This is a genomic window from Crocosphaera sp., assembly GCF_030064895.1.
Taxonomy (GTDB): Bacteria; Cyanobacteriota; Cyanobacteriia; order Cyanobacteriales; family Microcystaceae; genus Crocosphaera.
Map to the genome: position 1 here is coordinate 1 of NZ_JASJEB010000132.1, position 11,474 is coordinate 11,474.

An 11,474-nucleotide genomic window follows, 5' to 3' on the forward strand; every position below is an offset into this window, starting at 1 on the left:
AGTAATCTGCCTTGGGAACCAGGGCGGCTGCCAGTGGAGGGAAGGTAAGACTCGTTATCTTTCGAGATAAAAAGCGCATCCCAATGAATCTGGAAGCCCCAACTATATTGCTTGCAATTAGTTGGGGTAGTTCACCAAACTACCTCTAACCTTACCCACCCCTAACCCCTCTCAGGAGGGGAAGAGGAGATGAACAGAAGTATAATTGATAGTTAATGACTTCTGCCGATATTTTATAAAAACTTCATTAAGATAGCTACATTATTTTGAAAATGTGGCTATTTTTTTATAATTTTGTGTGTTTTTTCGCAAAGTATTAGCTAGAATAGTGGGACTTTTTATTTAAGATTATTTTACATAAAATCATCATTTATAGGAACTAGAAAATAATATTATCGCGTTTCTCACTATCATGAGCTACAATGTTTTCCCCCGAACTCCAAACTCGCAAAACTAAGAAATTTTCTACCTCACAAGTATGAGAAATGCTCTATTATTTAGAATTATTATTAACCCGACAAGAAAGAAAATGGCTAGTTTCAGAAATTAATAATAATTTGCATTAAATTATCTTGCTTTATAAAATAATAATAATTGTAACCAAACTATTTAAAAATGTGACAGTATGCAAAAAAATGCTATTATGTGTATAGAGACATAAGAACTCAATTTATGCCGTTACTGATTTTAGTCGCCGATGACGATCTAGGGATTCGTGTCGCTGTTAAAGACTATTTAGAAATGCACGGTTATGGCTGCATAACCGCCCAAAACGGAGAAGATGCCTTTTCCTTAGTTCAAACTTATCGTCCCCATTTATTAATCTCAGATATTAAGATGCCACGAAAGGACGGATATACCTTAGTAAAAGAACTTCGTCAACTGCCCGAATTTCGTTTACTTCCCGTGGTCTTTCTAACCGAGTGTGGTAATACAGAAAGTCGTATTCAAGGGTATCAAGTTGGTTGTGATGTATATTTACCCAAACCCTTTGAAATGGACGAGTTAAAAGCAGTTATCCGCAACTTATTAGAGCGATCGCAAATTATTCAATCAGAATGGCATTTTTCCCAGAAGAAGTCCCCTCAGCAAGACACCCCTCAACACCCTCAACAACAACAACAAGCAGCTAAAATCTCCATTCAAGCAGAAATGGAGTTAGTAGAATTAACCCGACGAGAAAGCGAAGTCCTCGACTTGTTAACTATGGGACTCTCCAATGGAGAAATTGGTCAAAGACTCCATTTAAGTCCCCGTACTATTGAAAAATACGTGAGTAGTTTACTAAGGAAAACTGATACCAGCAACCGTGCTGAATTAGTTCGTTTTGCTTTCGATCATCATTTAGTCACCTGAGTTGTGACAAAATAAAATGACAAAATAAAAACTCCGAACTCCGAACTCCGAACTCCGAACTCAATGTCGAGGAGGTCGCAAAGCAGGAGAAGGGGTAATAGGACCTAAAATTTGATTGAGTTTTCGTAATTGTTCGGGGGTTCCCATACAAATTAACAAATCTCCGGCCATCAATTCAGTCTCTCCCGTCGGCCCCGCTAATAAAGTGCCATCAGACCGACGAATAGCCAAAACCAAAGCCCCTGACTGTAATCTTAATCTAGCTTCGCTGAGGGTTTGCCCCACACAAGGACAAAACTTAGGATCAAGCAGAAATTCCTCCATATAAAAAGTGCGATCGCTTCCCGTCAAAATCCCATCCACAAAATCCATCACCTGGGGTCTTAAAGCAGCAGCAGCCAAACGTTTTCCCCCAGTAATATAGGGAGATACCACAGCATCGGCTCCTGCCCGTTGTAGTTTTAATACCGCTTCCTCTGTACTCGCACGGGCGATCGCTCGAACCTTCGGGTTCAGGGTTTTAGCGGAGAGAACAGTGTAAAGGTTTTCTGCATCGGAGGTTAAAGCAGATACTAAACATACCGCTTTATCAATTTTGGCATTGATCAAACATTCATCTAGGGTTGCGTCTCCCTGGATAACGATATAGCCTAACTGTTTGGCTTCTTCCACTTGTTCGGGTCGAGAGTCAATAATCACAAAAGGAACGTCCTCAGCCGTAAATTCTAAAGCCACTTGTCTGGCAGTGCGTCCGTAGCCACAGACGATACAATGATGTTCTAGAGTGTCTATCAAGCGTCTCTCCTGTCGTTGTCTAATTCCCTCTTGAAAATAACCTTGAATTAAAGCCTCGGTTAAGCGATTGACAATATAACCAATTGTAATAACTCCTAACAAAATTAAAACAATGGTGAACAGTCGGGAGTCATTATCGAGAGGCTTGACTTCTGAAAACCCAACAGTAGACAGGGTAATCATCGTCATATAGGCCGCTTCGGTAAATGACCATTTTTCGATGACATAATACCAAAAGGTTCCCAAGCAAAAAACGCCAGCTAATGCCATCGCCCCACCGAGTAATTCTTGTCGTAAACGTCGATATTTTTCTTCAAAAGAATATAAAGTCATATAAATTGTTCTTTTTTAGAAGAGTTACCTGGAATTATTGAGTAATTTCGACGTTAAACTGATTCCTTGAAGATCCTGCTACATTTTAGGGAATTATCACTAAAGCCCGTACTGAGGAATCGACGTGCTTTAAATCTATCTTGAGTGTTGCGTCCAGGACTCCGGTTACAGTGTCAACAATCATTATAACTGAACAGAATCAAGCCCATGTCTTAAGTCTTTCTGCTGATATCAAACCTAATGGTAGCAAGGTTTTTATCTCCTACCTTCTCCTCCTGGGAGGGGTTAGGGGTGGGTTGCCTCCTACCTTCTGACATAAGATCAAAAAATTTTAGATAACCTCTTGCATTACTCACAAATATTTGTTATGCTTGTTAAGCACTGAATAAAGCAGTGTTTTAGCCGGGATAGCTCAGTTGGTAGAGCAGAGGACTGAAAATCCTCGTGTCGGCGGTTCAAGTCCGCCTCCTGGCATCCTTGTATAACAGTAGTGTGATTCACCCGACTGGATCAGTGATAACTTTGTTTAAAGTTTGATTAAATCGATGGAATACCAAGATCCTTACAAATCTTCTTGGCTAAGATATCATTAATTTCTCGATGACGAGGAACAGCACTTTTTTCTTTGGTTTCTGGGTTCGACTAAATCGAATGTCGAGATCCTTCACGGATTAACTCGCATTGATTTTGTTTAAGATGGCGAATTAAATCATTTCGCTTCATAGGCTAATCATAACTTCTTCGTAGTTTTCTCTTGCTTCTGTGCGAGCTTCTTCTCGATTTAATTCTAAAATATCCTTAAGAGCTTCTTTTAGACTTTTAATAAGTTCTTCTTTTGTGGATTCTTGGGCATTTACACCTTTGATTTCTTCAATCCATCCAATCCACCAGTCACCATCTTTTTTTATAATTGCTGTATATTTATTTTCCATAAATCTTATTTTTGATATAAATAGCCAAACTATTGATTATTTACAGTTTAACACAAAGATTGATATTTAATGGTGTTTCGGGTGGATTAGAAAAACATAATCTACCCTTCAACTTATCAATTAATTAGTAAACATTTGGTGCATTAACAGTAGGGTTAATGAACCCTACAAGATTAGCGATCGCACTACTCTAAATGCCAAGAAAATGAATAAGTTGCTGAACGAGAGTAAAGATATTCTCCAAGTTTATCAGAAGGAAAATCAATAAGCACACTTGCATCTTTTTCTACATCAACTGTTCTAATTACCATATCACCATTGTGAAGATATATTATGTTTTGTCCATCAGTAGTCCAAATAGGATTTTGAATTCCAGAATTCTGCATATCAAGTCTTTTTGCATTTTTTCCATCAGAATCAGCAATCCATAGTGTATGGGTAGCCATCCACTTTTCAGGCATTTCAGAAAGTAAATACTCGTCACTTATAGCTTTTGCTCTAACAAAAGCAATTTTATTGCCATCGGGAGACCAAACTGGATCTAATGAAACTTGATCATTTGTTTCTAGAACTTTTGAACATTGCGTTAAAATATCACAGATTAATATTTTTGCAGTTTCTGAAAAATAGCGATACGTCCCTGCTGTAGTAATGAATTTATTTGAATCAATCGGATGCCATTTGAACTCATCCATAAAACCAACACCAATCCTATTAATTCCTTCAGGATCAGCAAGAGAATTTATCTTTTTATTGGTGAATTCAAAACTATCCAGGGAGTAACCTTGGTGAGAAGCGTTGTTAGGAGTATTTGTTGAATAAAAAATTAGCCCTTTATCGTCCGGCCAGACGGCAAATAATCCGCTGTTTAACCGATAGTTGACCTCAGAGATATTAGTAAACTCTCCTGATTCTATAGAATATTTATAAATAAATATAGGCCAAGAAGCATTATCGTAAACATTGGGAAAGTTATCGGTTGCTAAAGAAGCAAGGATTAGTAGATCACCATCCTGAGTAAATTGAAAATCCTGAACCGCATGATAATTAGGCAAAACTAACTTTTCTGGACTACCATCAAATTTTGATATCCATAACTCATAGGTATTGTCCTCCGAAAAAGCAACAATATCCTGATTTGGTGAGGGTAAGATTTTAACAAAAACACTATCAAATTCTTTTAAAGTATACATCTTTGTTCTGTCACTTTTTACAAGATTAAGACTGACAGTTTTAGGATAGTGGTTTTCTTTTAGTTTTTCTTCACTGAATTTATATAACAACCATTCACCATTATGAGACCATAGTAGTTCACCAAAGACGCTGCCTGTATCATTGATTTTTTCTAATTTTTGAGACTCTCCATTTACTGTGTATAATATTCCTGACCAGACAAAAGCTAGTTTACCTAGATTCTCAAACTTACTAATATTGATTGTAGTTTCGTTTTCCAATATTATTGACTTTTTTCTCAATTGACAGGAACTATTAGTCACAGAGGTGGATAATATTATTAATAAGATAAGTAGGTATTTTTTAATCATGAGCTTGATCCATTGTTTAAGAAAGTGGAAAATAAATTTAATAAAATTATAAACGAGTTTCAAGGCAAATATCATCCTACAACTCGTCTTAAAAAATAATGAAAAGAATACACAAAAAAGTTATGATTGTTGGGTTTCGTCCCTTGACCCAACCTACAAGATCGGAGATCTCTATCGTTAATACACCCTAGAAGGTCAGCGATCGCTTTGTGTAATTTTCTCTTCCCAATGATTATCCTCTAAATCAACAGTAATCATTCTTCCTTCACTTTTTGAGCGATCAATATAAGTATAAAATGCCTTGGTATCTTCTCGATGGGTTAGGACATATTGTCGGAGTTCATTTAAGCTTAAAGCATTATAGTCAATTGGATTCATGGTTCATATCCTCCTGTTGGTTTGATTTCAAAGTCTAATTCTCCAGCCAATACATACAAATTTCCTGTTCTTTCATCTATTCTTACTAATTCTATATTGCGATATTTCCATTCAGGATAAATAGCATTAGTTAGACGATAACATAACCGATATAATCCCTGCGCTTGTCGATCAGTTGGATTCATAAGTTTGTTAATTTATGAAGCTTCTACTTAATAATAGCTGATGTAGGTTACATTTAATACACCGTATAAAAAAAGCGATCGCTATTCATTGCTTATTCATTAAATACACAAAAAAGTTATGATTGTTGGGTTTCGTCCCTTAACCCAACCTACAAGATCGTCGATCGCACTATTCATTATTTACAGTTTAACACAAAGATTGATATTTAATGGTGTTTCGGGTGGATTAGAGAAACGTAATCCACCATTAAACTTATCAATTAATTAGTAAATATTTGCTGGATTACACTATCGTATTTTGCACCCTATTTTAAGTATTAGATCCCTTGCTACTCTTATTCCTTGCTGTTTCCAACTTTTGGCGAATTGCTGCTTGAACCTTTTCATCAAAATCAGGATCATCAGGACTGGCTATAATTTTAAGGGGACGTTGATTAATCCTATCTAAGTAAGCTTGAAATGCAGCATTATCTCCACGATGCTTGAGAAAATATTGTTTTAACTCAGTGGTTGACATTGCATCATAATTAATTTGACTCATCAGCAAATTCTCCATTTGGTGTTATCTGAAACTCTATCTCTTCATCATACCCAGCCAATATATAAACATTACCAGTTCTCTGATCAACACAAATTTCCTGATTAAATACAGAAAAAAGTTATGATTGTTGGGTTTCGTCCCTTAACCCAACCTACAAGATCGGCGATCGCACTATTAATCGAGATTCATTGCGCGAATTAATCTATTTAGTATGGATCTAGCATTTTCCGTATTTCCACCAGCAACAACCACAGTGAGAATAATCCTATTGCCAGCTACCTCTTTGCAATATATTGAAGTGGTCATTGATCCAGTCTCACCAAAAATGGCATCAGCATATTCGTCTACTATTCTTTTCCCAACGACTAAATCATTTGCTTGAAGTGCTTTTGAACGACATTCCTCTTTATCTAGACCCTCTTTTAAAAAAACGTCGTAGGTGAGAACTGGACCGGCCAAAGCTTCTCCAGCACTAAAGCTTAAGGCTAAAGCGAATGGTAAAAATAGCCTTGTCATCTGGTGAATGTTTTTCATGATTACTTATTAATTAGATTTACTAAAAAGTCATAGTTTTTTACTTTCCTTTCGTTTGTTGTAACAAAAAAACGAGTTTTAAGGCAACTATTACCCTAAAACTCGCCTTAAAAACTAATGACAATTCTAGTTAGTTATTCTCTGCTAACTTAAGAATTCCCATTGTCACGTCGATACTTTCTTCATACAAAGCATCTGCACCCCAGCGTTGTAACTGTTTCTGAATCAATTGATCCGTTTGTTGGTCAGCTAAAGAGGTTACTTGTTCAATACGACAAGCTTGCGCACCACCAGAAGCTTCCATACGCATACATCCAGTTGTACCAGAACATAACACCGTACAACAGTCCGCTTGAAGATTAGTAGAACTCAACTTAATACTAATTAAGTCCCCTAAAACATCGCCCCAGTCAGCCACAGGAACCCCTGCAAGTTCGGCTTCGATGGTCTTTTGTTCATTGTTGAGGAACTTAACGCGACGGATATCATAGTCTCCTTCCTCGTGTTCATAACCCACAGGTTTCCATTGCAGACGACTGGCCACCCATCCTAAGAACATCAAGGCTTGGGTTGCATTGCCCTTTTCATAGTCGATGGTAACACGGTCGATCTCTAACACAGCATTACGACGTTCTGGGGGGTCAAAAGCAGCAGCAGTTAATTCTTGCCAAGGGCTAAGTCTTCCCCAGTTTAAGTCAGCTAAGGGGATATTCTGGTCTAACATCTGCGCCAGTTGTAATAACTGGTCTTGTGGTTCGCTAAAGGTACTGGAGTCCACTAATAAGGTGTCTCCTTGAGACGCTAAGCGTTTAAATAGTCCATATTCGGGTTCAGGACTAGCTTTCCACCAAACAAAAGTAGGCAGGCCACTAATAGTTAATTCTGAGATGATACCACCAACTCTTTCTAAAGCTGCTGCAGTTCCTGTGAGGGTGATATATTCGCAACAAACCAGGGTGTTTTGACTGCGTTTATTGATGGGACAATAGGCAGAAACTTGTGCTTTGACCCCTTCATCTTCTCCAACAGTAGGACAGAGGGTGATGATGCGACAGGGGTTAGATGCAGCGATACTATCAGCTAAACCGGTGCCTTCTAAGTCGGGACTATAGGAACCAGCGGCCACCTTTTGTTCTTCATTCAGTTGGCCATTAGCTTTTGCCTGTTCAAATTCGGTTTGCAGTTTATGAATAAATTCTTGGTTAGATTTCCCTGTCACCTCCATATCATAAGCTTTTTGTGCTGATTTAATGGCGGCGGTGGTACGGGGTCCGGCAATACCATCAACGGGGCCAGTATAAAACCCTAAAGCTGCTAATAGGTGTTGAGTGGGTTCGGGTTCATAGACAATGAAAGTAAAAGAAGTTGCGCGGGTAGCAACGATCCCATCTTCATTATCGCTGTAACTTTGCCAAATACTGCTTAATTCTGCTTCAATGACATCAAGAGAGACATCTTTCGGGTCTTGCAGTGAGACTAAGGGAGGAGTTTGGGTAGTCATAATGGTTTAGTTATTTAGGGCAGTTGAGAATTAATTTAATGAAGTCGTAGAAGCCAAAATAACTGTCTTTTCAAACTTCTGACTTCTGACTTCTGACTTCTACAAGCGTCTCCAACGACGGCCATCACGGTTCATTAAAAATTCCGCTTCGGTGGGTTCCCAGGTTCCGGCTTCGTATTGGGGGACGCTATAGGGTTCGGCTGGTCCATCCCAGGCGGATAATACCGGGGTAACCACGCGCCAAGCTTCTTCTACTTCATCGGCGCGAGTAAATAGGGTTTGATCCCCTAACATGGCATCTAATAGGAGACGGTGATAAGCGTCTGCACTGGCCATTCCAAAGGATGAACCGTAGTTAAAGTCCATTTCCACAGAACGGGTTCTTAGTTCGGACCCTGGCATTTTCGCTTCAAACTTGAGGGCGATACCTTCGTTGGGTTGTATCCTCATACTGAGAACGTTAGCGTTGGTTTGATGTGCCGCTGACTGGAAGATGAGTAAGGGTACGTCTTTGAACTGGATAGAAATTTCTGTTACTTTTTTGGGTAAACGTTTTCCAGTTCTGAGATAGAAGGGAACGCCTTTCCAACGCCAGTTATCTACCATTAGTTTCATGGCTACATAAGTAGGAGTAGAGGAGTTTTCCCCGACACCGGGTTCTTCTAAATAGCCGGGGACTGGTTTCCCTTTCATCCATCCTGCTTTATATTGTCCCCTAATGGCAGATTTTTCCAGGTTATGAACGTCAAAGAGATGGGTTGCTTGTAGTACCTTAACTTTCTCGTTACGAATACTATCAGCATTCAGCGCATTGGGGGGTTCCATTGCGGTTAAACAGAATAGCTGCATGAGGTGGTTTTGCAGCATATCTCGTAAAGCACCGGAGGTGTCATAGTATCCGGCGCGATCTTCTACCCCAACGGTTTCCGCTACTGTAATTTGGACATGATCCACAAATTGACGGTTCCAGAGGGGTTCAAAAATAGCGTTGGCAAAGCGGAATACTAACAGGTTTTGAACGGTTTCTTTACCTAAGTAATGGTCAATACGATAAACCTGTTCTTCTTTGCAAACATTCTGGACAACACGGTTAAGAACTTGTGCCGAACTTAGGTCTTTGCCGAAGGGTTTCTCGATGACGATGCGATGTTTCAGGGGATCGCTTAACATTCCGGCCGCCCCTAACTGTTTGATACCTGGGGGGAAGAACTTGGGAGATACGGAGAGATAGAAGACACGGTTACCTCTGGTGCCTCTTTTACCGTCTAATTCTTCTAAAAAGGCTTTTAATTTTTGATAACTCTCAGGATCATCCATGTTTCCTGAGCAATAGTATAATCCTTCTGCGAAATCATTCCATAATTCTTCATTTTGAATGCCGTCAGAGAATTCTTCGATCCCCTCACGCATTTTTTCTCTAAAATAGTCATGGCTCCAGTCTCTACGGGCAACCCCAACCACAGTTAATTCTGGGGGAAGTCTGCGTTCGAGCTTCATCTTGTAGAGAGCAGGAACAAGTTTGCGTTGGGTAAGGTCACCAGATGCTCCAAAAATGACCAGTATTAAGGGTTCTGGGGTTCTTTCTTGGCGCAGTCCAACGCGGAATGGGTTCTCTAACAGCGTTACCATAGGCTTTTTTTTGGCTCCTTCAATAGTCTCTAGTTTACCGAGAACTTTATGGGGAGAAGGTAAGTTATTACACAAAATTAAGCTTTCGACAATGGATAATTGCTAATAATTGCTCTTGTTAGAAAAGGTGATTCCTCTTTAAGCTAAAATTAGTAAAAAGCACAGTTGAAAAACCATGGTTAGTTTTTTAGATGTTGATGAGGATCTCTTATTTCCTGATAGTGATGGTCAACCTATGGCGGATAATACAGAACAATATGAATGGGTTGTTAAAATCAAAGAAAATTTAGAAATTATTTTTGTTTATAATCCTAATGTTTTTATTGCTGGTGATTTACTTTGGTATCCCCTAAAATCTACTTTAGTGGGCCCTGTTGCTCCTGATGTTATGGTAGCTTATGGTCGTCCAAAAGGAAGACGGGGTTCTTATCGACAATGGAGAGAGGAAAATATTGCTCCACAAGTTGTTTTTGAAATACTTTCTCCCAGTAATACCAAAGCTGAAATGACTCGTAAATTGGAGTTTTATGACCGTTATGGAGTAGAAGAATATTATCTCTATGCTCCTGATAGGTTACGCTTTCAAGGATGGCAAAGAAAAGTAGAAGATTTAAAAGAAATAATTCCTATCAATAACTGGATTAGTCCCCGTTTAGGAATTCGTTTTGTTATTGATGCTTCAGGTTTAGAAATCTATGGACCCGATGGAAAAAAGTTCTTAACTTCTATAGAATTAAATCAGCAGATTGAAGAAGAAAAACAAGAAATAGAAATACAAAGAGAAAGGGCTGAATCTGAAAAACAAAGGGCTGATAGATTAGCTCAAAAATTACGAGAATTAGGAGTTGATTTAGAGGAAGAATCAATTAATCTAGGGGTCAACATTTCTTGACCCCCTAAATTAAAGTAAACTATAAATCATTGTCTGTCAAATTAGCAATTTTCATAATTGATTTTAAGGTTCCTATTTTTAAGTCTTGATTACGATGAACAGGAATAGAAAGTATTTTGTTTTCATCAGTTTTTTCATAAATGTGATGACTTCCTGTAATTTTTTTGAGAGTCCAGCCTTTTTTCTCAACAATTTTACAAAGTTTTTTACCTGAAATAGACTTCATATTGCAATTTCAATCACTTGTGACTTTTCATCAACGATTTTGCTTTCATTAGCAACTTCTAACCATCCTTGTATAGCATCCTGAAGATTATTGATCACTTCTTCCATACTATCCCCTTCTGTAATACAACCAGGGAGAGCAGGAACTTCTGCCCAATATCCTCCCTCTTCTGCTGGATGAATAATAGCTTTAATTTGCATAGCTTGTATCCTTAATTTTCATTCCGAGAAACGAGGAATCTTATTTAACCTAGTTTATATCAATTAAAAAAAGATAGCAATATAAACTAAAAAAAAGGGTCAACCACCGTTAACCCCTACACACCAATTTAATTGTTTTAAATCGTTATTAATCTGAACTCCCCCCATATATATATACTACTTTTGACTGAAAACCCTATCTATAAAGGCTTTTAGCCTACATCTCTTTTGTGTCCATACATGGACACAAAAGAGATATGTTGACAAGATTTTAGCGATCGCTGTACTATTGAACTACATAGGTGCAGTTTACTCAAACCCACTTCATATAATCTTCAGAGAGATTGTACCCAGTAACGGGTAGTACAAAAATCGCTACAACTACCTTTAGATAAGGCTTTTGTCGTTTTTCGTGGGGGGAAGTTCAG

Annotated in this window: 13 protein-coding genes, 1 tRNA gene and 1 pseudogene; 3 read left to right on the plus strand and 12 right to left on the minus strand. The window is 38.4% G+C overall.

Annotation, left to right across the window (positions count from 1 at the left end; genetic code table 11):
* The first annotated feature begins 672 nt into the window (after window positions 1-672).
* The gene (locus QNJ66_RS23845; protein ID WP_300511145.1) at window positions 673-1,356 is read left to right on the plus strand and encodes a response regulator transcription factor; all 684 of its coding nucleotides are present in this window, start codon (window positions 673-675) and stop codon (window positions 1,354-1,356) included.
* Window positions 1,357-1,416: 60 nt separating this feature from the next.
* Here the strand turns inward: QNJ66_RS23845 and QNJ66_RS23850 are convergent, their stop codons facing one another.
* Window positions 1,417-2,484 carry a potassium channel protein gene (locus QNJ66_RS23850; RefSeq protein WP_300511146.1) on the minus strand — a complete coding sequence of 356 codons (1,068 nt, stop codon included), beginning with the start codon at window positions 2,482-2,484 and terminating at the stop codon, window positions 1,417-1,419.
* Window positions 2,485-2,885: 401 nt separating this feature from the next.
* Here QNJ66_RS23850 and QNJ66_RS23855 point away from each other — a divergent pair.
* A tRNA-Phe gene (locus tag QNJ66_RS23855) sits at window positions 2,886-2,958 on the plus strand.
* Window positions 2,959-3,021: 63 nt separating this feature from the next.
* Here QNJ66_RS23855 and QNJ66_RS23860 read toward each other — a convergent pair.
* The 9 genes and pseudogenes from QNJ66_RS23860 to zwf form a co-directional block, all read right to left on the minus strand.
* A pseudogene (locus QNJ66_RS23860) lies at window positions 3,022-3,207 on the minus strand (type II toxin-antitoxin system HicA family toxin).
* Entirely contained in the window at window positions 3,204-3,416 is a 213-nt protein-coding gene (locus QNJ66_RS23865) for a type II toxin-antitoxin system HicB family antitoxin (protein ID WP_300511147.1), read from the minus strand. Before QNJ66_RS23865 ends, QNJ66_RS23860 begins: the two are co-directional and overlap by 4 nt.
* A 185-nt stretch (window positions 3,417-3,601) precedes the next feature.
* Window positions 3,602-4,870 carry a hypothetical protein gene (locus QNJ66_RS23870; protein WP_300511148.1) on the minus strand — a complete coding sequence of 423 codons (1,269 nt, stop codon included), beginning with the start codon at window positions 4,868-4,870 and terminating at the stop codon, window positions 3,602-3,604.
* A 285-nt stretch (window positions 4,871-5,155) separates the two neighbouring features.
* Window positions 5,156-5,338, minus strand: a complete 183-nt coding sequence (locus QNJ66_RS23875) for a hypothetical protein (protein WP_300511149.1) — start codon at window positions 5,336-5,338, stop codon at window positions 5,156-5,158.
* The gene (locus tag QNJ66_RS23880; RefSeq protein ID WP_300511150.1) at window positions 5,335-5,523 is read right to left on the minus strand and encodes a hypothetical protein; all 189 of its coding nucleotides are present in this window, start codon (window positions 5,521-5,523) and stop codon (window positions 5,335-5,337) included. The genes QNJ66_RS23875 and QNJ66_RS23880 overlap by 4 nt, the downstream gene beginning before the upstream one ends.
* A gap of 310 nt (window positions 5,524-5,833) precedes the next feature.
* Window positions 5,834-6,064, minus strand: a complete 231-nt coding sequence (locus tag QNJ66_RS23885; protein ID WP_300511151.1) for a hypothetical protein — start codon at window positions 6,062-6,064, stop codon at window positions 5,834-5,836.
* Window positions 6,065-6,238: 174 nt separating this feature from the next.
* Window positions 6,239-6,580 carry a hypothetical protein gene (locus QNJ66_RS23890; RefSeq protein ID WP_300511152.1) on the minus strand — a complete coding sequence of 114 codons (342 nt, stop codon included), beginning with the start codon at window positions 6,578-6,580 and terminating at the stop codon, window positions 6,239-6,241.
* A gap of 148 nt (window positions 6,581-6,728) precedes the next feature.
* Window positions 6,729-8,099: a glucose-6-phosphate dehydrogenase assembly protein OpcA gene (gene opcA, locus QNJ66_RS23895; protein WP_300511153.1), complete on the minus strand. Its 1,371-nt coding sequence runs from the start codon at window positions 8,097-8,099 to the stop codon at window positions 6,729-6,731.
* Between the two features lie 99 nt (window positions 8,100-8,198).
* Complete coding sequence (zwf, locus tag QNJ66_RS23900; protein ID WP_300511156.1) at window positions 8,199-9,728, minus strand: glucose-6-phosphate dehydrogenase; 1,530 nt, start codon at window positions 9,726-9,728, stop codon at window positions 8,199-8,201.
* Window positions 9,729-9,903: 175 nt separating this feature from the next.
* On the opposite strand from zwf, the gene QNJ66_RS23905 reads away from it, so the two are divergent.
* A complete protein-coding gene (locus QNJ66_RS23905) occupies window positions 9,904-10,620 on the plus strand; it encodes a Uma2 family endonuclease (RefSeq protein WP_300511154.1) in 717 nt (238 codons plus the stop codon).
* Between the two features lie 19 nt (window positions 10,621-10,639).
* Here the strand turns inward: QNJ66_RS23905 and QNJ66_RS23910 are convergent, their stop codons facing one another.
* Together QNJ66_RS23910 and QNJ66_RS23915 are read right to left on the minus strand one after the other, a co-directional pair.
* Window positions 10,640-10,846: a type II toxin-antitoxin system HicA family toxin gene (locus tag QNJ66_RS23910; protein ID WP_300511155.1), complete on the minus strand. Its 207-nt coding sequence runs from the start codon at window positions 10,844-10,846 to the stop codon at window positions 10,640-10,642.
* On the minus strand, window positions 10,843-11,046 hold the full coding sequence (locus QNJ66_RS23915; RefSeq protein ID WP_007305866.1) for a type II toxin-antitoxin system HicB family antitoxin: 204 nt from the start codon (window positions 11,044-11,046) through the stop codon (window positions 10,843-10,845). The genes QNJ66_RS23910 and QNJ66_RS23915 overlap by 4 nt, the downstream gene beginning before the upstream one ends.
* Between the last annotated feature and the right edge of the window lie 428 nt (window positions 11,047-11,474).